The organism is Pseudomonas sp. B111, assembly GCF_026428275.1.
GTDB classification, from domain to species: Bacteria; Pseudomonadota; Gammaproteobacteria; order Pseudomonadales; family Pseudomonadaceae; genus Pseudomonas; species Pseudomonas aeruginosa.
This window is the reverse complement of record NZ_CP097857.1, coordinates 4126230-4147306: the sequence shown is the minus strand read 5'-3', so window position 1 is coordinate 4147306 and position 21077 is coordinate 4126230. Positions and strand designations below refer to the sequence as shown.

At 58.7% G+C, this 21077-nt stretch carries 19 protein-coding genes, 1 other RNA gene and 1 pseudogene; 12 read left to right on the top strand and 9 right to left on the bottom strand.

What is annotated here, in order from left to right; genetic code table 11:
* Positions 1–924 precede the first annotated feature (924 nt).
* The 3 genes from M6E97_RS19310 to M6E97_RS19300 form a co-directional block, all read right to left on the bottom strand.
* The gene (locus tag M6E97_RS19310) at positions 925–2004 is read right to left on the bottom strand and encodes a type IV toxin-antitoxin system AbiEi family antitoxin (protein ID WP_071534430.1); all 1080 of its coding nucleotides are present in this window, start codon (positions 2002–2004) and stop codon (positions 925–927) included.
* Positions 2005–2258: 254 nt separating this feature from the next.
* On the bottom strand, positions 2259–2864 hold the full coding sequence (locus tag M6E97_RS19305) for an MbcA/ParS/Xre antitoxin family protein (protein WP_049311134.1): 606 nt from the start codon (positions 2862–2864) through the stop codon (positions 2259–2261).
* Between the two features lie 42 nt (positions 2865–2906).
* Entirely contained in the window at positions 2907–3392 is a 486-nt protein-coding gene (locus M6E97_RS19300; RefSeq protein WP_049311133.1) for a hypothetical protein, read from the bottom strand.
* A 439-nt stretch (positions 3393–3831) separates the two neighbouring features.
* On the opposite strand from M6E97_RS19300, the gene M6E97_RS19295 reads away from it, so the two are divergent.
* Together M6E97_RS19295 and M6E97_RS19290 are read left to right on the top strand one after the other, a co-directional pair.
* The gene (locus M6E97_RS19295) at positions 3832–4137 is read left to right on the top strand and encodes a MobC family plasmid mobilization relaxosome protein (protein WP_071534427.1); all 306 of its coding nucleotides are present in this window, start codon (positions 3832–3834) and stop codon (positions 4135–4137) included.
* Positions 4127–6454 carry a relaxase/mobilization nuclease domain-containing protein gene (locus M6E97_RS19290; RefSeq protein WP_161802122.1) on the top strand — a complete coding sequence of 776 codons (2328 nt, stop codon included), beginning with the start codon at positions 4127–4129 and terminating at the stop codon, positions 6452–6454. The genes M6E97_RS19295 and M6E97_RS19290 overlap by 11 nt, the downstream gene beginning before the upstream one ends.
* A 114-nt stretch (positions 6455–6568) precedes the next feature.
* Here M6E97_RS19290 and M6E97_RS19285 read toward each other — a convergent pair whose 3' ends face one another.
* The 4 genes from M6E97_RS19285 to M6E97_RS19270 form a co-directional block, all read right to left on the bottom strand.
* Positions 6569–7876 carry a site-specific integrase gene (locus M6E97_RS19285; RefSeq protein WP_049311128.1) on the bottom strand — a complete coding sequence of 436 codons (1308 nt, stop codon included), beginning with the start codon at positions 7874–7876 and terminating at the stop codon, positions 6569–6571.
* Between the two features lie 309 nt (positions 7877–8185).
* Positions 8186–10645, bottom strand: a complete 2460-nt coding sequence (locus M6E97_RS19280; RefSeq protein WP_049311127.1) for a site-specific integrase — start codon at positions 10643–10645, stop codon at positions 8186–8188.
* A gap of 104 nt (positions 10646–10749) precedes the next feature.
* Positions 10750–11102: a transfer-messenger RNA gene (gene ssrA, locus M6E97_RS19275) on the bottom strand.
* Positions 11103–11163: 61 nt separating this feature from the next.
* The gene (locus tag M6E97_RS19270; protein ID WP_021264318.1) at positions 11164–12042 is read right to left on the bottom strand and encodes a hypothetical protein; all 879 of its coding nucleotides are present in this window, start codon (positions 12040–12042) and stop codon (positions 11164–11166) included.
* An 87-nt stretch (positions 12043–12129) separates the two neighbouring features.
* Here M6E97_RS19270 and M6E97_RS19265 point away from each other — a divergent pair, with 87 nt between their 5' ends.
* Together M6E97_RS19265 and M6E97_RS19260 are read left to right on the top strand one after the other, a co-directional pair.
* Positions 12130–12813, top strand: a complete 684-nt coding sequence (locus M6E97_RS19265) for a TetR/AcrR family transcriptional regulator (protein WP_033939108.1) — start codon at positions 12130–12132, stop codon at positions 12811–12813.
* A gap of 108 nt (positions 12814–12921) precedes the next feature.
* Complete coding sequence (locus M6E97_RS19260; protein ID WP_003085798.1) at positions 12922–13863, top strand: alpha/beta fold hydrolase; 942 nt, start codon at positions 12922–12924, stop codon at positions 13861–13863.
* Positions 13864–13997: 134 nt separating this feature from the next.
* Here M6E97_RS19260 and M6E97_RS19255 read toward each other — a convergent pair whose 3' ends face one another.
* Positions 13998–14831: a metal-dependent hydrolase gene (locus tag M6E97_RS19255; RefSeq protein ID WP_003109433.1), complete on the bottom strand. Its 834-nt coding sequence runs from the start codon at positions 14829–14831 to the stop codon at positions 13998–14000.
* 124 nt (positions 14832–14955) lie between these two features.
* Between M6E97_RS19255 and oruR the strand changes: the two genes are divergently transcribed.
* The 4 genes and pseudogenes from oruR (at position 14956) to trfA (ending at position 17899) form a co-directional block, all read left to right on the top strand.
* On the top strand, positions 14956–15975 hold the full coding sequence (oruR, locus tag M6E97_RS19250) for an ornithine utilization transcriptional regulator OruR (protein ID WP_003114220.1): 1020 nt from the start codon (positions 14956–14958) through the stop codon (positions 15973–15975).
* A 101-nt stretch (positions 15976–16076) separates the two neighbouring features.
* Positions 16077–16139 (top strand): annotated as a pseudogene (locus M6E97_RS31215) (hypothetical protein); the annotation flags it as partial.
* 559 nt (positions 16140–16698) lie between these two features.
* The gene (locus M6E97_RS31210; RefSeq protein WP_093503801.1) at positions 16699–16995 is read left to right on the top strand and encodes a helix-turn-helix transcriptional regulator; all 297 of its coding nucleotides are present in this window, start codon (positions 16699–16701) and stop codon (positions 16993–16995) included.
* Positions 16988–17899, top strand: coding sequence for a plasmid replication initiator TrfA (trfA, locus tag M6E97_RS19245; protein ID WP_174217681.1), 912 nt, complete (start codon positions 16988–16990; stop codon positions 17897–17899). The genes M6E97_RS31210 and trfA overlap by 8 nt, the downstream gene beginning before the upstream one ends.
* 321 nt (positions 17900–18220) lie before the next feature.
* Here the strand turns inward: trfA and M6E97_RS19240 are convergent, their stop codons facing one another.
* Positions 18221–18955, bottom strand: coding sequence for a TraX family protein (locus M6E97_RS19240; protein ID WP_174217680.1), 735 nt, complete (start codon positions 18953–18955; stop codon positions 18221–18223).
* Positions 18956–19269: 314 nt separating this feature from the next.
* On the opposite strand from M6E97_RS19240, the gene M6E97_RS19235 reads away from it, so the two are divergent.
* Genes M6E97_RS19235 through M6E97_RS19220 form a run of 4 tightly spaced genes read left to right on the top strand, consistent with a single transcriptional unit; the run spans position 19270 to position 21055 of the window.
* Entirely contained in the window at positions 19270–19956 is a 687-nt protein-coding gene (locus M6E97_RS19235) for an OmpA family protein (protein WP_174217679.1), read from the top strand.
* Positions 19956–20255, top strand: coding sequence for a hypothetical protein (locus M6E97_RS19230; RefSeq protein ID WP_174217678.1), 300 nt, complete (start codon positions 19956–19958; stop codon positions 20253–20255). Before M6E97_RS19235 ends, M6E97_RS19230 begins: the two co-directional genes overlap by 1 nt.
* Complete coding sequence (locus M6E97_RS19225; protein ID WP_174217677.1) at positions 20242–20571, top strand: hypothetical protein; 330 nt, start codon at positions 20242–20244, stop codon at positions 20569–20571. The genes M6E97_RS19230 and M6E97_RS19225 overlap by 14 nt, the downstream gene beginning before the upstream one ends.
* Before the next feature lie 58 nt (positions 20572–20629).
* Positions 20630–21055: a hypothetical protein gene (locus M6E97_RS19220; RefSeq protein ID WP_174217676.1), complete on the top strand. Its 426-nt coding sequence runs from the start codon at positions 20630–20632 to the stop codon at positions 21053–21055.
* Positions 21056–21077: the final 22 nt, after the last annotated feature.

Below are 21077 nucleotides of genomic sequence, written 5' to 3'. Positions count from 1 at the left end.
TCCAGCGCAGCCTACCTGAGGAACAATGAATCACTTGCCCTCTTGGCTAAACTGGAACACCGCCCTGAAAAGGTTCTGCTTACCGGGGATGCCGATTACCCCTCCATTCCTGCTAACCATCTGCGTGGCCTGACTGGCATTGTTGCCCCCCATCATGGAGGCGCCATCACAGAATTTTCGACTCCTGTAGCGCCCCGCGGCAGCCGAATGATTCGCTCCACATAGCGCTCATACTCATCTCGGGTTCGACTGGTAAGCGGCCCCTCCAGCTCTTCCGCATCGATCTGCTGGAGTGCATGCAGTTGCACTAGGGTGAGCTGGGGGCTTGAGGGGGCAACGCTCGGTTGGGGTTTGCTGCTAGCGGTTGCCTGGGTGCCGGCTGAGCGCTCGGCCAACTCCTCATGCTTGCTGTAAACCTCGCTCCTGAAGATGCTTTTCGCTTGCTCCAGCGCTGAACGGCTAATGCTGCCGTCCGGTTGCCGTACTCCAGTGACTTCCAGCTCCAGATTCTCGGCATGATTGAGCCAGCCGTTGAGGATGGCGTACTGGTCTTCACGGGTGATGGCCAGACTTCAGGAATGGGAATGCTGGCCCGTCATTCGCGACCATTACGCCGCAAAGGGAAAGGACCTCGACGCGATCTATAAGCACGTGAAAGACCTCCTTGAAGAGCGAAATCTTCGTTGGGGGAGGGCTGTCTAGTGGCGATCACGAAGCTGGAAGACGGACGTTGGACGGTCGACGTTCGGGTATCGCCAGTGAAGCGGTTCCGGAAGACCTTCAAGACCAAGGGCGAGGCGTTGCGTTTCGAATCGCACGTTGAAAACATGTTTGGGAGACTGCCTAGGCCTTCTGAGCATCGAGCTTTGGTCGCACTCCGTGCGAGAGGGCGTGGATTGAAACCTCGTGATGATGTTTTCCAGATTACAGGCTTACTGTCACCCATTTCTGCTCCAGTCTTTCTCTGAGATGGATTGCCAGTTCTTTATTTCTTCCACGCCCATCGAGCAGATCGAGGTACTGGATATATGGACCGGCGAAGTAGGGGGGATGCAAGGGGGAGCACTCTCGAAACTGCAGGCTGGCGCCACCACGCTCGACGATCGTGACGTTGCTGCCTTTCGGCGCGGGTTTCATATTAAGTGTTGTCCCCAGAATAGTCGCATACCCAGGTGGAACGATGATTTCAGCTGAATCAACATGGGTGAGCAAAGGGGCGTAGATGTTTGCTGCCGCTGCCCCGGTAAAGGCCCAAGGAAAGTCAACGCCAGATTCCTTTACCAGCTCGCTAAGCCGATCGATCAGCAGGCGAGGATGTTCGACGAAGATGTACCAGCGGCTCCTGTTTACGTCTCGCTGCCGCCAATGTTCAGCCCACTCATCCAGAAGCTTTCCAGGCTGAACGAGCCTCCGCCGTTTAGTTCGACCTGCACCTTGAGATTCGCACCACTCTCGACGTTCCAGTTCCTGTAGCACGACGGAACAGGTGTATGTGGAGGTCCGTGCTTGCTCTGCGAGGTCTGCGCCTGCCATCCATTGAGAGGCGTTTTTGAGCAGTCCATGTACAGCCCTTTCACGGGCTTCTGTGAATAGATCAACGGAGTGTGAACGGGCTGACGACGTGGACGGGAACTCGATATTGATGAGCATTTTTTCCGTACGCAGAAAAAGACTTCCGCTGCGTTCGAAGAAGGCGTAGCCCTTGTCTTTGAGTGCTGACTTCGCTCCGGGGCTGAGGTGCGCAGCGGCGATCAGCTTTATGAGAGTCCCTGGCTTTGCCCTTCCTGGGCACAACTCTAGTGTATCAAGGCGCCACAGCACCCCATGGATATCTCGGGGATAGGCAGTTCGGATGACCTCAATCGCAACAAATGCGGGTTCCCCATCCCAGTCGATCTTGAGCAGGCTAACGGAGTGAGCAGAGGTAATGATCGTGGATCTGGATTCTGCTTGAACGCTTCTGCCGAAAGCCTCTGTCAGGGCCTGCCGGACTAGCTCAAGCATCTCTCGTTCGAAGTGGGACTGCTGGTGTCTATCCACGGAGTGTGCCATCGCAGATTTTGTAATCCAGATTGATTAGCTGTACAGCTAATCAACGCAATAGAGCTAATAAAGCGAGGCCAAGGTCAGAAGCCCATGGTGTAGCAGACACCCGGGGCAGTCATCCCTTGGCGCCGGCATTGCTTCGTGACAGCTATGCGACGCCAACCGGTCCAGTCTGGTTGGTGTTGAGCTGATGGTTGGCCACGCGGATTCGATTACCGGAGCACTCCATACTCAATCCGCCCGATCAGAGTCATCACATCACGAAAGCCGTTGTGCTCTTGCAGTTGTTCGACAGGGGATTTCATATCGAAGGCTCTCGCCGGAGATGCCAACCAGCGGGATGTTTGGCTTGAGTTGAAGGCGAAGAGCACGAGTGCTGCCTTCAGTACCTCAGTCAGCGACTCCCCCCGCCTGAGCCAGGCGCTCGAATCTGGCGGTGGTGTTTCATTGTATTGCTCATGCAGTTGGCAACGAGCGCCGAGCCAGCCATCCCGCTCGTGGATGCAGCCCGGGGCCCCGCATAGCTCGCAAACTGACACTGATAGTTGCTCCACAAGGTCTACTATCGCCGTGACGTAGTCATCCCCTCCGTGGTGGTAAAAGCGAAGCCCGCCAAATTTTTCCTTTATCTGTGAGGCAATGGCCTGTTCTGAGCCTATGCAATCGATGTGCTGCTGTATCAAATTGCATGCCGCGTAAATCAGGCCGAACCAGCCGTCGTGGCATTCGACGCCGAATAACTGAAGGCATCCGTGCCCCTGCGCAGGGAGAAGCTTGGGGTACCGTGAGCACAGGATGGATTCCAGGTTTTTGTCCATAAGTGTTGCCCTCACTCAAGAGCTAGGTGATTCGTTCTGCCCTCAGAACCAGGAGTCCTCCAGCGCAAAGCCATGGGGTACGAGTACTTCGTTCATCGCCCCGCAGGTCCGTTCGCAGCGACGCAATTCGCAATCGGTGAATGACACTGCCAGTGCGAGCAGCCAGTTCAGTTCGTGCGAGCGAATCTCTAGTGGATCGCAGTACCAGACCTGTACGATCGAGATGCTCGGGTCCTGGAAGTGGAAGCCATCGACAAGCTGAAGCGACCCCTGCCTGTCTCGCCAGCCGTCAAGGCTGATGGCATAGGTTTTCTGCCAGTTGTCCGCCAGCATGCTGATTTCACTCAGGGCACTGATACCGGCGAGCGGAAGACCCGAGGTGTCGAGATCTCGCACGTAGAAATCCCGGATCCTGGGGTTCGAGATGCAGTCTCTGACCTCGGTCAGGGAGATCATTCCGGCCTCGTAAAGGCTGGATTGCACCTGCTCGACCAGTCCAGGTTCGTTGATCATACGTAGCTGAGCCATTGGCACCTCCTTTCCCAATTCGGTTTTTCTTCGGCGATTTCGGTGGCAATGAGCCAAATACGGCAGACGACCACCGCGTATGGCCACGCGCGGCCGAAATCGGAATGGCACGGCCGAATTCGGACGTTAGGTGTCCAAATTTGGAAAAGAAAGGCCTGAGTGGGAAAGACACTCGACGACTGTGCGCTCATAAAAGGTGGCTAACCTGAGGGTAACTTACCGAATTTCCCTGGAAAACGACCAAGTTTCCCTGTCGGCGTTTTTCGTAGGTTTAGCTGTGAGATACTTTATTTGAGGCCGCGCGATTGCGAGCAAAGGCGTTGTACGTCACTTCGTTCCTCCCCACGCGGCTCGCTTTTTCGGCGCTTCGCTTGAAAAAGAAAAGGCGTACTTAATGCGTCAATAGCATTGACATAAAAATAATAACAAGGTGCTCATCATGGATAGAAAAACAGCGAGGCTATGCCTCCGAATAACTCCTCACGACAAGAAAATCATCACCGCCAAAGCACGTGGTCTCCATCTCAGCGTTGCCGATTGGCTGGTCCGGGCCGCGCTGGATCGCGAAATCATTCCGCCAATCCCAGTCTGGGACGCTGAGTCGATCAATCACTTGTCTCGCATCGGCAACAATCTCAATCAGTTGGCTCACTCGGCCAATGCTGGACTGCTTGTGGATGACGCAGCACTGCGTGAAATCGCAGCCGAACTGCGTGCCCTGCGGGGGCTGCTGGATGATTTTTAAGGTCCGCAAACATCGTTCGAAGCGACATTTGCGCATCCTGGTTCGGTATCTGCTGTCTCGTAAGGGCAAGTCAAATGAGCGCGTGCTGCGGCATGAGTCGATCAACGCGTTGCCGATGTTGCCCGGCGAGACACCGCTCAGCTATGCGAAACAGTGGGCTGCTTCGCTGTGGGAATTCACTGCTCGGGAGCGCTGCGGGAAAAAGCCACCGGAGGACTATTTTGTGCATTCCGTGTTGAGTTTTTTCCCCGGCGATGCCGAGCACAAGGCTGATCAATTGACAGCCGAGCAGGCGATTGAGCTGGCTAAAGAAGCGATGGCTGAAGTCGCTCCTGGAGATCGGCAGGCGATGTATGTCGTGCATGGTGATAAGGCTCACCTGCATGTCCACATCGTATTTTCTGTCGTCGAGCGTGGTGGACGGATCTGGAATCCGCGCATGGATTTTCGACTCTGGGAAGCTGCCGCAGCTCGGCTGGAAGTGAAACATGGCTTGTATCAGGTGACCGTTGGACGGCCTGGTGGGGAGCCGGCTCGGAAAAGGTCGCCAACGGGCAATGAGCTGAATATGGCCATTCGCACCGGGCAGCCCTCAAACCGAATGTTGCTTCAGCAAATAGTCGATGTGGCGTTGGCTGGAAATCCCCCATTTCCTGTTTTCTGGCAGCGCCTGCTCGATGCCGGTGTCACGCCAATCCCCCGTATAGCGAGTACTGGTCGAGTCTCTGGAATCTCGTTTCAGTATGGGGATGGGTTTCCTATGAAAGGAAGTGACCTGGGGAAGGGCTACGCATGGTCGGCGCTCGCCAAACAGCTCAACTTTGCGCCATCGCAGCATCTTCACCTGCTACGGCCTTTCGCGGTTGATCCCGTCGATCCGGGGTCGATACACATGGAGGCCGATCCTTCCGTACCGGCTTTGCCACAAGGGAAGCCTCCAACGCTCAAGCGATTTATTGCCAAGCCTGTCAGTGATCAACGCATCGATTGGGTATGGAGGAACAAGCCGACACGGACCGCATTCATCGAGTCGCCCAAGGTGTGCGTTGCCAGATCCGCCCATCAATCTGTTTACGAGGCAATGGCCGAGCGTTCTCGGCTGCTTGGGGTGAAGCGAGTAGGTGTTACCGGAGGTGAGGTATTCCGCAGGCGGATGTGGTTCGAGCTGGCGCTGCGTGGCATTTCGGTTGTGGGGTATGAACCAACAGAAGCAGATAGATTTCGATTGGGATGGTGGATGAATGAGCAAGCTGAAAATGGCCGAGGAGATGGCTCGGCAGGAGGTCCAACTCCGGACGGAGGAGATGTCTCTGGCCCTGTCCGTAAAGTTGGATGCCATGCGGAGGGCGAAAGTGTCGACCAGCGAGGAACTGGCGGAGGCGATGTACCCGTTGCTTCAGGGCATGACATCACTGGCACTGGAGAACCAGGTGCTGCTCAAGGAAATGCGTGTGTTGATGCGCAACGAGGTTCAGGAAATGAGGGCGGAAATGAGCGAGCTTCGAGCGATGTTGACGGAGTTCAAAACCGTGTTGAGGTCCTCGTATCCGCAGGTGCAGGACTGAGTCCCGAGCCTCACTTCACGCCCTATATGCGCCGAGCCTCTCGCCTGGGGAAGGCGGCTTTGCTGCGCCAGGGTGTGCATTCTGCGCTCGAAACCGAGGACTTGCAGACCATTATGGACATGGTATGGGAGCTGGATCGCAGGTTTACGCGGTGGAGTATCGCGTGCGCTAGACCCGGCAACGAGCCACTCTGCAATTTGACTGCGAGTGAGCAGGTTCACTCTGCTTGGTCCAACTTACAGGTGCTGAACAGCCAGGGCTACAATGTGCAGTTGTCGCTCACATCGGCTGACAGCTGGCTGCATCTGGTCAATGTAACTGAGGCGGACCTCTTGGTGCTGAGCGCACGGGGAATCGAGCCGACCATCCAGTTCACCCGGAACGGTGTGACCGATATCTTCGTTCACGTGAACTATGGATGTGAGCGCCGCGACGTTATGGATGGCTTGGCAGAGCAGGTGCAGATTGGGCTTCAGGCGAGCGTTCGGGGGCACATCGGCAGCGTGTCCTTCCCATTGCCTGGTTTTGATTGCTGGCGTGATGGACATCTGCAGTCCTGTAGTGGAGTCAGGCTCGCTCCCAGAACGATGGGAATGCAGCTTTCGAGTCAGCTGCGGCAGTTGAAGGGCGAAGGGGGCCCACCCAGGATGCTGGGAGCTGTACCCATACAACGTTCTCAGGTCATGGATGAGCACGATGAAGGGCTGCTGAATGGGCGACCCCGTCCCCAGTCGGAATTGCCCGCTCCGTGAGTCGTAGGCGGCTTTGCAGGGGACGTTCTGCCTCGCTCGTTAAAGCAGCCAACCTTTGACAGCCAGGAGGTGGGTTGCCTCCTGGAAATGGCCGCGTGATGGGCGGCAGCAGCACTAAGACGCAGCTCTCCTGTTCTTCTGGCAATGCGGTTTGAGCCGCTGGAGACGTTGGTAGCTCTCCCACGCGACGTGCGAGAGATCGATATCCAGATGAAGTTGAGCAAGCTTCTCGTATCGTTGGGCCAGGGAGAAATTCTGGCCATAGTTGATGGTCATGTCGTCCTCCATGGCATGGCCGACGAGCGTCTTGATCATCATCTCCTGCACCCCGGCTTTACGCAGTAGGTCAATGAATGTGTGGCGAAAACTGTAGAGGCAGTAGCCCATTCCTTTACTGAGGCCGCAGGCGCTGAGGTAACCCAAGTCAGTGCTGCCTTGGCCACTGAACCAGCGGGAGGCCGCGCGGGCATGACCATGTCGCCGGTCATAGGGCAACTCGGGGAACAGCGGTTGGAATCGGCCGCCCTGCTGGCGTCGCATGGCGACGAAGTCGAGGAAACCTGTGGCGATCAGTTGAGGATGAAGTGGTATGGACCGGGCGCTGGCTTCGGTCTTCAGGCGCTGCAGGGGGCCTCTGTCGGTGATGCGTACGACGGGGAGGCTGGACTCTTCGAAGATGTCACCGGCATTCAGTTGGCACAGCTCACCAGGGCGTGCACCCGTGAACACGCCAAGCAATGGAAGCCAGAAGTAATAACTGTAGGGCGTCCAGCGGAACCGATCGGTCGGTTCGGTGGTGTAGACACGACTGCTGAAGATCGCATGGAGCTCGGTTGAGTCGAACGTTGCGTAGTGGTCCGTACTGGGGGATTGCCCGGCAAGTTTTACGCTCATATCTATCTGGCCGAGCGAATACTTGGATTCCTGGCAAAAAACGATGAAGCGCTTCAACAGGTTGAAGTAGCGGTAAATGGTTTCGCCGCCGATATTGCCTTCAATGCTCGCATCGTGAATCCGCGAGGAGTCGATCGCAGGTAGATACAAGGAGTTCTTGCTCTTGAACTTCAGGGAGTCTTTCAGCGTAGTGAGGTCGCTCGTACACAAGGAACTCGTCAGACGATCAGGGCCCAGCAAGTTAATGATTTGCTGCAGTTGTGAGCGGTATTTGTAGGTGGAGCCGTACTCCCAATGTCCAAGCGCGGCGTACTCATGAACCATGGCGTTGGCGGCATACTGCAGCGTGACCTGCTGCGATGGAGCTGGTGAGCTGTGTGGGGCTGCCGTCTCTCGTAGAGACTGACCGGGGAGGGTGTTCAAGTGCTGAGGGTTATTGAGCAGCGCTTGAATTGTGGCGGCCAGCATGAGCGGGTCGAGCGTATTATGTTGCGGGACAGTAAAGGTCAGAGTATTAGTGCATGACATTGCAACTCCTTGGCTCCGAAGTGAGGCCATAAGGAGACTCTTTCTATGACCAAGCCTGGGGCTACCAAGCTTGTGGCCCCAATATAGAAACGGTTTTAACTCTGTCAAGAGAGTATGAGCGTTGCTGTATGTCGATATGCGTTAAAACGATGCTTGATTATTTTTAAACCTCCGGCTGGCGGAGGTTGTAGAAAAATCAATAGGTAGGAAATTTTTTGTGTGAAGGGGAACGTAAGGAGGCGGGCTGAGCCCATGGATGCGGTCGATGGTGACGCCGGCACTCTGACCGGCGCCTGGCATTCAGACGGGTTACTGTGGGTCGTGTTGTTGCTTCAGCCAATCCACCAGTGCCTGGTTGTCCGGTTTCTCGGCCGGCGAGGTGTTTCGGATCGCACTGGTCAGGTGTCGTGCCGAGGTGGGGCGACCGGGGCGAAAGCTGCGTTTCTGTAGGGCCTGAAAGTGCTCATAGCTGACATGGCTGAGGTCGAGGTGGAAGCGCAACATCTCCATGGTCTCCTGCTTGAGCTCCATGCTGTAGCCATTGCCATACTCCCCGGTCGTCGAGTCATTGATATGCCCTGTCAGCGCTTGAATACGTGGCTGGTCCACGCCGGTCTGGCGCAACTGGTTGACGAAGGTGTGGCGTAGCGAATGGAAACTGAGCCCATTGCGTCGAGGAAAGCCACACTGCTGTAAGTAGCCGACCCGTTGCGGGTCGCCACAGAACCAGCGCGAGGCGAGATGGCTGTGAGCCCGGCGAATGTCCGCGCGCATTTCGGGAAACAGCAGCTCCTTGCGCGATGAGGCTTCGGCACTGCGTTGCGCGACGAACTCCAGAAAACCTTTCTCGATGAGCACCGAGTGCAGCGGAATGTCTCGCTCACTGCTGGCGTTCTTCAGCAGCTTGTGCGGGTGGTTGAGGTTGTGGCGTATGACCCAGATACCTCCGGGGCTCTGGCAAATATCCTCCAGGGTGAGTTGGCAGAGTTCGTTGAGCCGGGAGCCGGTAAACAGCCCGAGCAGCGGCAGCCAGAACTTGTAGTTGTCCATGCGCCAGCGCGGGACCTCGCTGACGGTGTACACCGGGCCGTTGAACAGCATCTGCAGTTCCTGCTGCGTGTAGGCGCGGCGGATGCGGCTGCTCTTCTTCCGGGATATTTCCTTGAGCCGAACCGGGCCCGCGATGTCGCGGCCGATCCACTCATTGTCGTAGGCGAAGCGAAACATGCCCTTGGCCAGGTCGAAGTACTTCTTCGCCGTTTTGGCGTGAATGGCTTCATAGCCCCCTTGTGCGATCAGGACGTGGATCGGTGTGTCGTTCAGCTCGCTGATCTGTCGGCGGTTGCGGGGGTACATCAGCAGCACAGTGCGCAGATTGCGAAAGTCTTCGGTGGTGATCGACGCAATGGGGCGCGTAGGCCCCAACAGCTCGCAGACTACTTCCAGGCGTGCGCAGTTGAGAAAGCGCGTGCCTTGATGGGACCACTGGCCGGTCAGCTCCTGCTCGCGCCGGTAGCGCTCCATCAGTTGATGGACACTCATCTGGCCCTCAGTGCGCTGTTCGCTGCGGGGCTGGAAGCCATTGGCGAACAATGCGCCGAGGGGATTGGCTGGCACCGTATCGGCGTGCGCGCTGGGCAAGGTCCAACTGGCGTCTCGCGTTGAGGCGGCAGCGTCGGGTTGCGTGGGGCGCGGAGGCTGGGGATGGTCGTCATCGGTGCGCAAGCGGCCCCGAATTGCCTCCACGTGCAGACGCAATTCGTGCAGGCTTGGAATGCCTCCGCCAAAGTGCTGGCCCTGCCTCACCAGATCGGTCAGCCAGTCGAAGCGCTCCAGCACAAAGCCCGCCTTCAGCACAGCCTCGTGTAGATCCTGTGTGTGCAGGTCGAGGGTCAACTGATCCGGCAGTTGGGGGTAGTGCTCGCGCAGCAGTTGAGGCGTGCTGATGTCCAGCCGATGTGCGCCGCCGGTCGCTGGATGCAACCGATGGCTCGGTGTGTCGGAACCGGCCGGGGCGTCTAGACGGCGTAGGTACTCGTGGTCGCGCTCGCGCAAATCCTGTGGGCGCAGTGGCAGCCAGCGCGGGTCATGGTGAAAGTGCAGGCCGTGTTCCGGAAGCAGGTAGCGACGCAGGGCCTCGAGATGGAAGCTGGCCTGGTAGAGGGGCAGCCATTCACCGCGATCCAGGCAATGTTGAAGTCGCTCGCTCAGCTCCGCCAGGCCTTGCAGGATGAAAGCGGCACGCTGCTCGCCTTCCTGGGGATTCAGGGTGTGCAGGTCGAACACCTGGGTCTTCAGCATCAATGGATAGGCGGCCCCGAGCAGCTCCGGCAAGGGTGCCTGCAAGGTGAGCTGCTGCTGGTCTCGCAACAGGAAGGTCGGCGTCAGGCGCAGTTGTTCGAAGCGTTGACGACCGACACTGAGGCTGAGGTCCTGAACCGGGCAGGCGACCTGCGAACTGTGGGGGCGCGCGGCCGGGCTGGGGGCACTCTGACGGCTCAGCGGCGGAATCGAGCCTTGAATCCGCTGGAGTTCCTGCTGCAGGCCTTCGGCGGTCTTGATGTCGCCCAGACGGAAGCGCAAATCGCGAATGCGCCGAGCGAGATTCAGGGCCAGCTCCCGAGCGTCGTCCAGCGGGACACCGTCGAGCGACCAGCGAATTTCGCGGCCCACGGAAGGAAAACGTTGTTGCAGGAGGCTGGGCAGGATCAGCCGGAAGGTCAGGCGATCTGCGTGGTCGCGGTACAGGTAATGAGAGAGATGGATCATGGGGTTCAACCTCGTCGTAATTGGAAATTTGCGAGAAATTTCCAGACTCGGTTTGAACCCCTTGATCAGTTAAGTCTTAAAAATCAAAGACTTAACGATTTGATTGGTGGAGCCGGGGGGATTTGAACCCCCGTCCGCCAGCTCTCCGCTATCGGTTCTACATGCTTAGCCAGCTCTACTGAGTTAACTCCGCGCCGCCCGAGTGGCAGGGTGCTTGGAGCGAGCTGTATGAGTTTTAGCCGTTACGTCTACAGCGAACTTGGCGGCGATCCTGTTCTATCTGACAGTCGTTTCGGGTTTACAGGCATCCCCTAGCGACTGCTAGCCGCATTAAGCAGCTAGAGCGTAGTTGTCGTCGTTGGCAACTATAAGTTTGCAGCAGCGAATTTACGAGTTCTGCTACCAGCTCGGCATGCCCCTCAAGTTTTGTTACCGGCGTCGAATCCTAATCGGCCCCAAAACCTTGACAGGTCGACGACCAGTCTACGGCAAAGGGCTGCGAGAGTCCAATCCGCCGCTCATAAACCTTTGACGCCGCTGGGTTTCCCCTCCGGAGGTGGGCTCAGGTCCAGGGGTTTGTCCGGTGCCTTGGCGTTCCGCCCGGGCGCCAGCTGTTTTTCCACGTCGGCCTGGATCGCCTGCAACACCGGTTGCAGGTCGCGCATGTTGTCGCGGACCTCGGGGTAAGGGTGGTCCTTGGCGAAAGCGGCGATGCGTTCCAGCAACTGGGTGCGCACCGGGGAGGGCAGGTGGATGAACAGCTCGGGCATTTCCTTGGCCAGTTCGGCGGAGTAGAGCACCAGGTCCTGGCGCTCGAACTGGGCGGTGAGGCCGAGGTAGTCGAGGGCGCTGCCGGTGAGCATCGCCGCGGCCGCCTTGGTTTCCTGCATGCCCTGCAGGCGCGCGGGGTTGCGCTGTTCGGCCTGGGACAGGGTCATCCAGAATTCGACGGTGAGGGTGAACAGGATCGACTGCTCGCGCAGCGAGTAGCTCATCAGGCCCAGCGCCTCGGCGCCGTAGGGCTGCTTGGCGGCGCGGAAGTCGAAGTACAGGCGCATCAGCTCCTTGAGCTTGAACAGCACTTCGCGGGCCTCGTTCTGGCGGATCTCCAGGGGGCTGTAGATGTTCAGCTGCGGGCGGAAGTTTTCCTCGCTGACCATGCGCAGGTAGAGCGGCCCGGTGAATTCGCCGCTGCGTCGCGGCAGGGCGTTCTTCTGGGTTTCCTCGATCTTCTTCAGGGCGTCGATCAACACCTGGTAGTCGTGGCTGTCCCAGGGTTTCTGGATGTCCGGGATGCGCTGGCCGAGGTAGTAGAGGTCGGCGGCCGCGAGCGGGCGGCCGAGAACCAGTAAAAGGATGGCCAGCGGCCAGAGCAGGCGGCGTGATAGGGTCGGCACGGACTTTCCTTGCGGGGCGCGTGGATCGGCCTAGGTTAGCGATGGCCGGGGCCGCCGTCACCCCGCGCTTCGATTGGGGCGGACGGGATGGCAACGGCGCAGTGGGACGGCTTGCAGGCGGTATTCGAGGACCTCGGCGGCTACGGCGCGCTGGCGCGCCAGGCGGCGCAGGGCGAGGGGCCGCTGGTGGGGCATCTGCAACGGACCAACATCCAGCTCGCGGCGATCCCGGTGTTCACCCGCAAGGGAGTCGCCGAGACCACGGTCAACGACCTGCTGGAGGCGGCGCGGGTCTCGCGGCGGACTTTCTACAAGTATTTCGCCGGCAAGCTGGAGGTGCTGGAAAGCATCTACCACAGCGCCGTGCAATTGCTGCTGGCGCGCTTCGGCGGGCTGCGCAGCGAGGCCGGCAGCGACGAGGACTGGCTGCGGGCGATGGTCTCGCTGTTCTTCGACTACCACCTGGCGGTCGGTCCGATCATCCGCATGATGCAGGAGGAGGCCCTGCATGCCGGCTCGCCGCTGGCGGCGCACCGGCAGCGCGCGCACCTGAAGATTATCGAGCTGTGGGCCGAGCGCCTGGGCGCCCAGGGCGCGGCCCACGATGCGCTGACCTACCGGGTGCTGATCTGGGCGATGGAGGCGGCTTCGCTGGAGCTGCTCAATGCCAGCGACCCGCTGGAGCTGCCGCGGGTCAAGCGGGTGCTCGGCGACCTGCTGGTGGGTACGCTCTGTCCCAGCACCCAGGCTCCGATGAGACTGCAAGGGTAACAGCCGGGCAATCGCCGCTCGCGCCTACAGAACCTAGGTTGGGCTCGCAGCCCGCCGTGGCCATGCTCTGATGCCCTGTCATAACAACAAGACGGGAGACGTGCGTCCATGTCCGCGACACCCTATCTGCTGCAACCGCCGCTGGCGGTCGGATTCGCCCGCCTGGGCTTCGGCTCCCTCTCGCTGGAGTCGTTGCGCGAGCGCTACGCCGCACCGTCCAGCGGCTCGCGCTTCATCGAGTTGGACGGTTTCCCGCTGCACTACCGCGACGAGGGCAGCCGCGACAAGCCGGTGCTGGTGATGATCCACGGCGTGGTCGCCTCGCTGCACACCTGGGACGACTGGGTGAAGGCGATGTCGCCGTACTTCCGCATCGTACGCTTCGACGTGCCGGGCTTCGGCCTGACCGGGCCGGGGCGTGACAGCCGCTACTCCGGCGAGCGCATGGTGGCGATCCTCGGCCAGTTGCTCGATTTCCTCAAGATCGACAAGGCCTCGATCGCCGGCAACTCCCTGGGCGGCTATATCGCCTGGAACTTCGCCCTGGCGCAGCCGCAGCGGGTGGAACGGTTGGTGCTGATCGACCCGGCCGGTTACCAGATGCGCAAGGTGCCGTGGATGATCGCCTCGGCGGCGCTGCCCGGCTCGACCCTGGCGATGCCGCTGTGGATGCCGCGAGCGCTGATCGCCCAGGGCATCAAGGAAGTCTATGGCGAGCCGGGGCGGATCAAGCCGGGGGTGGTCGACCGCTACTACGACCTGAGCCGCCGCCCGGGCAACCGCAAGGGCATGATGGAGATCTTCCGCGTGTTGCTGAAGGTCAACCGCGAGGAACTCGGCACCTCCGGCGAACGCATCGCCCGGATCGTCGCGCCGACCCTGCTGATGTGGGGCGAACGCGACCGCTGGATCTCGCCGAAGCACGTACCGCTGTGGCAACGCGACCTGCCGGGGATCCAGGTGAAGACCTATCCGGGCGTCGGGCATATCCCCATGGAGGAGATTCCCGAGCAGACCGCGGCGGATGCACTGCGCTTCCTGATGGCCTGATCCCAGGCCGTCATGAAGAAGCCCGCGCTGGTCAGTCGCGGGCTTTTTAATGCATGGACGAAAGGCCGAAATACCAGGCAGGGCAGGGAAGCGATGCAAGCCCCTCTCGCGGCGCGGAGGGGCGGCGAGGAGGGTCAGGCGGCCTTCGGTTCCGGTTCGAACTGGTCGCGGTACTGCTCGATGAGGTGCAGGTTATTGTGCTGCCAGGGGTGGAAGTCCTTCTTGTAGAAGTCCAGGTACACGCCCACCAGCGAGCGGAACACGCCGTCCTTGCCCCACAGCCACTTGATGCCGTCGCGCCAGACCTTGAAGTTCCACAGCAGGCCGTCGCGCTTGAGCATGTGGACCAGGCCTTTGGTGGTGTCGAGGGCGAAGAAGAAGGTGCCCTGGACCATCGCCCGGCGGCGCAGCCTGGCCTTGCCGTTGACCAGCATGAACACGTCGTAGGCCACCGCCTTGTGCTCGGTTTCCTCCAGTGCGTGCCAACGCCACAGGCGGGCCATGGTCGGGTCGGCGCCTTCCAGCCACCTGGGGTTGCTCAGCAGGCCGTCGGCCATGATCGCGGTGAGGTGCTCCAGGGCCGCGGTGGCCGCCAGTTGCCGCGACGGGTGCAGTTTCTGCTGGGCGAAGCGGATGCGCCGTTTGGCGCCGCCTTCCAGGCGGTCGATGTCGTAGCCGAGGGCGCGCAGGCGGTCGCTGTAGACCAGGTGCTCGCGGCTGTGGTGGCCTTCCTGGCCGATGAAGCCACGGATCTGTTGCTTCAGCGCCGGGTCCTCGACCCGCTCGCGGTAGTGGCGCACGGAGTCGATGAAGAAGCGCTCGCCATCGGGGAACAGCACCGACATGGCGTTGAACATGTGGGTCTTGAAAGCGTCGCCGCTGTGCCAGTGGCGCGGCATCGGATCGGGCAGGTCGAAGTCCAGATGACGCGGGCGGATCTCCAGACCTTCGGGGGTGGTGCTGGCCATAGCGGCTCCCTGTGATGGTGAAGGACCATGGGATCGACTATCGCTTGCGGGGGATAGCCTCACAAGGTTATCTTCTGCCAACTTTCCGGTCATATCCGGCCAGCGGTCAGAACAATAAACAGCCATGAAACAACCGCTCAATTTCACCGCCGAACTGGTGCCGGTGGCCTATGCCGAGGCACTACTCGATCTTGTCGCGGAGTACGGCGTATCCCGCCAGGCGCTGTTCGACGCTGCGCGGGTGCGTCCCGAGGTGCTGGACAGCCCGAACGGCCGCCTGTCCTTCCTCGACTTCAACCAGCTCACCTACAGCGCCCAGGCCCTGTGCGGCGAGCCGGCGCTGGGGCTGGTGCTCGGCCAGCGCCTGAACGTCTCCGCCCACGGCATCCTCGGCTACGCGGTGCTGTCCAGCGCCAACCTGGGCAAGGCCATCCAGTTCGCCCTCAAGTACTACCGGGTGCTCGGCCTGGCCTACGAACTGGAACTGGTGCTCGATGACGGCCGCGCCGAGTTGCGCGCGGTGGAGTCGATGCCGCTGGGCGCCGCTTCGGTGTTCGCCGCCGAGGGCCTGATGGCGACGCTGTATTCCATCGCCTGCTTCCTGGTCGGCGAGCCGTTGCAGGACGTGCGGGTCGGCTTCGCCTATCCGCCGCCGGCCCATGCCCGGCGCTACGCCGAGGTGTTCGGGGTGGCCGCGGAGTTCGAGCAGCCCTGGCACTGGCTGAGCATGCCCAGCGAGTACCTGGAACGACCGATGGCGCTGGCCAACCCGGCCACGGTGCAGATGTGCGAGCAGCAGTGCGAGGCGCTGCTGGCCACCCTGGACGTCCAGGAAGGCCTGCTGACCCGTGTGCGCCGCCTGCTGCTGGCGCGTCCCGGCGACTTCCCCGATCTCGAACAGGCCGCCCGCGAACTGCACACCAGCGGGCGCAGCCTGCGCCGGCACCTGTCGTCGCTGGGCACCACCTACCAGCAGGTCCTCGACGATGTGCGCAAGCGCCTGGCTCTGCAATACCTGACCACCACCCAGCTACCGCTGTACGAGATTGCCCTGTTGCTCGGCTTCAACGACTCGTCGAACTTCCGCCGGGCGTTCCGCAAGTGGACCGGCAAGCTGCCCAGCGACTACCGCGAAGCGCCCTGAGCCGACGCCGACGGTCCTCGGCACCAGGCGGATGTGCCATGCTTGGCGTTTCATAGAAATCCATGGCGCGCTTGCCGCGCCGACCGTGATCGGAGTCTTGCATGTCGACATCCCCCGCGCTGATCCGCGAAACCTTTCCCGTCGGGCCTTTGCAGTGCAACTGCAAATAAAGACAATTTTACGAACGATGTGAGACCTGGCTTTCAGGTGTGTAAGCCTTGTAAATCAAGGGTCTAAGGCTGTTAACCAATAATCCATGTTCACGATGAGTCATCTGAAATCACACGCTCAGTGTGACAAGATTGTGCCGCGACGGTTGCGAGAATTACCGCCGATGATTACTCTGTCCTAGATCGCGCTGGCGAGGTACGAAAAATGCCCTGGCTCGGCATCTGCCACCTGGTAGTGGCTGGTGTAGCTAAACGAGTTAGCAGGGTTCCTCGGTTCAGCACTGTAGTAGGGAAAAGCGGAAGTACCTGCTACGGAAGAAAGGATGCCTCGAACGAGGCTATCGCCTGATGATGTCGAGCTACCGGCTTTGATGGGGCCGGAACCCAATTAGTGAGACATGGAGGAGAGCGGGAGCAGCTGAGGGCAAAACCCCGCGTCGGGCACGGTTCCCATTCTAGAGCTGAACCAGCAGTTCTAATTGGCAATCGCCGGCGCTGCCGCGCACCCATCCAAACCTGATCCTGCAATGCATGGATCGGGGGAGGATGAGTTATGTCTCTCGAAAAACTTCTCACAGTCGATGATCTCGCCAAAATCTTAGGCCGGTCGGCCGGCACCATCAAAAATCAGCACTCAAAGCACCCCTACAAGTTACCTCCTGTCTGCCGCATTCCTGGGGCGGGCCGGCTGCTGTGGCGTCGAGAGGATGTTGATCGATGGCTTCAGCAACACGTCGTCCGGCTCAATGACCCTGTTCTTAGTCCCGAAAAGCGGAAGCCGGGGCGACCGCGGAAGTCCGAAACGCTGGCTCGCAATAGGCTGGCGGATCGGGGGGCTCAGTATGCATGAGCCTTGGCAGGGGGAAGACGCTGCGCACGGCACCTCTTCAAGAGTTCATGCAGTTTTGCATAGGCGATTGCAAGAAGCTGCTGAACGAGAAAATTCTAAAAATGCCATGCAAGCCGAAGTTGGACGCCAAACCAGCGAGGCCGCTCCTTCTCAATATCAGTTTCCCTTTCTACCTGTCATGGCATCAGCGATGCCGACGCAGTGGACTAGGACTAGTTTGTTTTCAAATCTCAAGAAAGGAGAGCGGAGAACTTTAAAGAATCAAGTTCTTGAGGGGCGGTCTGATTGCTTAGTAAGAATGTCAGGCGAGGAGTTAGATATGTATGACAATGATGTTTTTTTGCATGCGATTCAGTTGGCCCAAGGTGCTTTCCCAGGCGAAAGGGTATATTTCGAGCGATCATCATTCTTGCGTGCAATTGGTCGTGGGAGCGATCTTTCTTCAGAGAGTTATCGACGTCTTCATGAGTCAATGGAGCGACTTACAAGTGCCACCATATTTGTTCAAGGCCAAATGGGGGGTGAAAGCTTTAGGTTGATAGATAAATTAAGATGGGGCGTGAGTGGGCAGTACTCCATAGAGATGGATGCGGAGATTGTTTCGATATTTGCAAATGAGTATCTCGCTTTCATTGATATGGATGTTCGGATGAGATTAAAAAGCCCTCTGGCAAAATATCTCCAAAATTATATTGCGGGACATAAAGTTGGGGGGCACGGAATAGGTTGTGACAAACTCAGAGTGTGGAGCGGTTCGCGAGGACGCGCACGCGACTTCAATTGCCGGGCATTACCGAGTGCGCTTAACGAATTAGAAAATGAGGGAGTTATCAGAGATTGGTCAATCGGAGGCGATATCGTTCGATGGACGCGTATTCCTCACGTCAGAAGCAGGAGGCTATGAGTTATCCACAGGCGTCGGGGTAGCTGCGCAGCTCTCATCGGGGTAGCTGCGCGTTGCTTCGGGGTTACTGCGCGGATTATCGGGGTTACTGCGCGCGCACACACGATGAAGACCAGTCTTCACGCGGGCTCCAGCGATGAGGTAGGGCCCCTAACATGTTTCTAAAATTGTATTTAACATCAGAGATTCAGGATTTTCGGTGTCGGGGTTACTGCGCACAGATTGGATTCAGATATACCTGCCCAACTAAGCGCCTTACGGCGCTTTAGAGCCCCAGAAGGGAAAGGGAGTGGTTGGGAGCTGTGTGGCGGCTTCGCCGCTTCAGATCCAGGCGAGCGACAGGGAGCTGAACAGCAGCATATGAATCGGATAAAGCGGGTACATCCAGGTGCTGACCGGCCTGATCGACCGCACGCGGAATTGCAGTAGTGCCAGGCCGAGCAGCGGCGCCAGGGCAGCTGCAGAGATACTGGCCAGCGCCCTGGCAGGCAGATCGGGCAATAGCATGATTCCGGCGCCGGTGTTCGCGAGAACCGCGATCAGAGCTGCAGTCGACCAAGTGACGATCCTGGTTTCAATGACGCGCGCCTGGAGAGCGGCCAGCAGAACGGCTGGCAGAAGTACGCCAGCAAGGCCGTAGCTCAGAATCGGTCGATAAGCTGTGGCGACGGCCAGGGCTACGACCCCTGCAGTGATCAGTAAGGGCGTTCGGTGATGTATCGCCTGAGTGATGACAAGACCAAGGCCCAAGGTGAAGAGGATATTTAAATAATTGCTCTCGAAAAATCTCGAATAAGGTTGCTGGCTAATCAGTGCAAATAAAAGCATTCCGCCGAGATATTTCAATCCGCCTGAATATCCTATCGGCTGCCGATAAACATTCGCCGCGATTGCGAGGCAGAAGAGAGGGAACGCGAGGCGTCCGATGGTGCGCATCCAGCGGAATGTCTCTTGTAACTCAACAGGCAGGATATACCAGGAGTGATCGATGATCATGGTGATCAATGCGATCCACTTGATTAGATCAAGAGAGTTATCTCGTTCAAATTTTTTCATTAGATAAACTCTACGAAGGCTAGCGTTTCAAAGGTTAATTAAATGGTACTTTTTTAGTGTGTAAAAGTCATCGATTTTTTGTTTGTGGTGCTTGTATATTGAGTTTTGAGGATTATAATTAAGTTAAGATTTTTTTTGTTTGAGCGGTTGCTATATACCGAACCTCCCAGGATCAGCGACAGGGGAGGCTAGGCAATTAAAAGAAATGCTCTGTCGAGTGCTCGCTGTGACCTCAAGTTGATCCGCCGTTCAATCGGCTTCGCATGCAATCGCGTGCAACTTCAATCAACCTGTCGCAGTAAAGGACTCGACACATGAAAAAACTCATCACCGCATCGCTGATCCTCAGCATCCTCTCTCTCGCTGGCTGCGCTGGCATTGGCCCGACCGATCAGGACGGTAGTCGCAATCAAACTTTGACTTGGGGCAGCATCGGCACCCTGGCCGGCGCAGCTGCAGGCGCGCTCATCAACCAGGACAACCGTGGCAAGGGTGCGTTGATCGGCGCAGGTATCGGTGGCCTGGCAGGCGCTGGCTATGGCGCTTACGCCGACCGACAGGAAGCTGAATTGCGCAAGGCGACCGCAGGCACCGGGATCGAAGTGCAACGCCAGGGCGACGACATCAAGCTGGTGATGCCTGGCGCGATCACTTTCAACACTGGTTCGACTGAGCTCAGCCCAGCAGCTCAATTCAACCTCGACAAGCTGGCCGGCAGCTTCCGCCAGTACGGCGACAACAACATCGAGGTCACCGGCCACACCGATAGCGTGGGCTCCAACGCCAGCAACATCGAGCTGAGCCAGAAGCGCGCAATCAGTGTCGGCAAGCATCTCATCGGCCAGGGCATCGAAAAGAACCGCATCCAGGTCTACGGAGCCGGTCCGTCTCAGCCGATCGCCAGCAATTCGAGCGAGGAGGGGAGGGCACAGAACCGTCGTGTTGAGATCCGCCTGAAAGCTCCGATCCAGCCTGTGGCCCTGGAACAGGGGGCCAAGTGATGACCCTGCGCCTGGCACCCCTGCCAGGCCTCGATACCGCCCTGCTACTGCAGCAGGGCGAGATCCTGGAACAGGCGGCGCTGATGATCGAGTCTGCGACCGCCAGCCGGGAGGAGATCGAGGAGCTGCGCCTACGGGCAGAAGAATACTGCGTCCTAGCCGACTCCGGCCGGGTCGCTTTGGTCCCCGGTACTGGCGCGAAGCTCCGCGCCGGCGCCGACGAACTGAAGCAGTTGATCCGTGACTGGCGTGCAGCGCAGCAGGATCTGGCTGAGGAGATCGCTGATGAACGTGCTTAACCTGGTATGGCCTGGTTTCTCCGCAGCTCGCCGGATCGCCCGCAACCCCGTGCGCTTCCTGGTCGCCGGCCTGGAGGCCTGCCTGGCCTTTCCTGGTGAGGTTGCGCCTCGGTTCTTTCGTTGGATTGCCGGCCTGGTGATGTTCTTCCTGGTATTCATTTGCTGCATCGCAGCCCTGACCTGGCCTGTCGCGATGGTTGTTGTTGGATGGGCGGCACACAGCGAAATGCTATCGATCAGTCACGCTCAGAACTGGGCCGTATGGCTGACAATTCTGGCCTATTTCGCGTTGCTGACCTCGAAGGTGATGGAATGATCGGCCGGATGGATGCACTGGCTATCAGACTGAATATAGAGAGTAGGGGAACAGTGTAATGAAGACTGCAATCAGCGTACTCGGCTTAGCCATTGCTCTAGCGGTAACTGTAAGCGGGTGTGATAAAAGCCCAGAAGTAAGGCCTGACTATTGGAATGCTGAGGCTTCGGATTATTTCAACAAGAAGGTTCCTCCACTGAAAAACCTTCGCGGTGACAAGTATCATCTTCAGGTCGTCAAAGAGAGCAGTGGGAACCATGCCTGTGTTACTAGAGTGTTTATTGATGGTATCCAGGTTGACTACGCAAGTCGGAGTGCGATCCAAACTTTGCCGGGCAATCTGAATCCCTGCCAATATGATGGCGTCCATGTTGAATATACCCGTGAAAATGGGTACAGGGTTCAGCCTGGTGAAAACCTCAATAGCAGTGTGAAAGAGTTCATATATGCAGAGATACCAACTCTTTTCAGAAAATACCTGTGACCCTCTTAAGACAATGAAAAAG

What these genes read in the sequence shown, in the direction of transcription:
- M6E97_RS19310 (WP_071534430.1), bottom strand. Translation starts at nt 2,004, where the DNA reads ATGCTTGAGCTAGTCCGGCAGGCCCTGACAGAGGCTTTCGGCAGAAGC.
- M6E97_RS19305 (WP_049311134.1), bottom strand. Translation starts at nt 2,864, where the DNA reads ATGGACAAAAACCTGGAATCCATCCTGTGCTCACGGTACCCCAAGCTT.
- M6E97_RS19300 (WP_049311133.1), bottom strand. Translation starts at nt 3,392, where the DNA reads ATGGCTCAGCTACGTATGATCAACGAACCTGGACTGGTCGAGCAGGTG.
- M6E97_RS19295 (WP_071534427.1), top strand. Translation starts at nt 3,832, where the DNA reads ATGGATAGAAAAACAGCGAGGCTATGCCTCCGAATAACTCCTCACGAC.
- M6E97_RS19290 (WP_161802122.1), top strand. Translation starts at nt 4,127, where the DNA reads ATGATTTTTAAGGTCCGCAAACATCGTTCGAAGCGACATTTGCGCATC.
- M6E97_RS19285 (WP_049311128.1), bottom strand. Translation starts at nt 7,876, where the DNA reads ATGTCATGCACTAATACTCTGACCTTTACTGTCCCGCAACATAATACG.
- M6E97_RS19280 (WP_049311127.1), bottom strand. Translation starts at nt 10,645, where the DNA reads ATGATCCATCTCTCTCATTACCTGTACCGCGACCACGCAGATCGCCTG.
- M6E97_RS19265 (WP_033939108.1), top strand. Translation starts at nt 12,130, where the DNA reads ATGGCAACGGCGCAGTGGGACGGCTTGCAGGCGGTATTCGAGGACCTC.
- M6E97_RS19260 (WP_003085798.1), top strand. Translation starts at nt 12,922, where the DNA reads ATGTCCGCGACACCCTATCTGCTGCAACCGCCGCTGGCGGTCGGATTC.
- M6E97_RS19255 (WP_003109433.1), bottom strand. Translation starts at nt 14,831, where the DNA reads ATGGCCAGCACCACCCCCGAAGGTCTGGAGATCCGCCCGCGTCATCTG.
- oruR (WP_003114220.1), top strand. Translation starts at nt 14,956, where the DNA reads ATGAAACAACCGCTCAATTTCACCGCCGAACTGGTGCCGGTGGCCTAT.
- M6E97_RS31210 (WP_093503801.1), top strand. Translation starts at nt 16,699, where the DNA reads ATGTCTCTCGAAAAACTTCTCACAGTCGATGATCTCGCCAAAATCTTA.
- trfA (WP_174217681.1), top strand. Translation starts at nt 16,988, where the DNA reads ATGCATGAGCCTTGGCAGGGGGAAGACGCTGCGCACGGCACCTCTTCA.
- M6E97_RS19240 (WP_174217680.1), bottom strand. Translation starts at nt 18,955, where the DNA reads ATGAAAAAATTTGAACGAGATAACTCTCTTGATCTAATCAAGTGGATC.
- M6E97_RS19235 (WP_174217679.1), top strand. Translation starts at nt 19,270, where the DNA reads ATGAAAAAACTCATCACCGCATCGCTGATCCTCAGCATCCTCTCTCTC.
- M6E97_RS19230 (WP_174217678.1), top strand. Translation starts at nt 19,956, where the DNA reads ATGACCCTGCGCCTGGCACCCCTGCCAGGCCTCGATACCGCCCTGCTA.
- M6E97_RS19225 (WP_174217677.1), top strand. Translation starts at nt 20,242, where the DNA reads ATGAACGTGCTTAACCTGGTATGGCCTGGTTTCTCCGCAGCTCGCCGG.
- M6E97_RS19220 (WP_174217676.1), top strand. Translation starts at nt 20,630, where the DNA reads ATGAAGACTGCAATCAGCGTACTCGGCTTAGCCATTGCTCTAGCGGTA.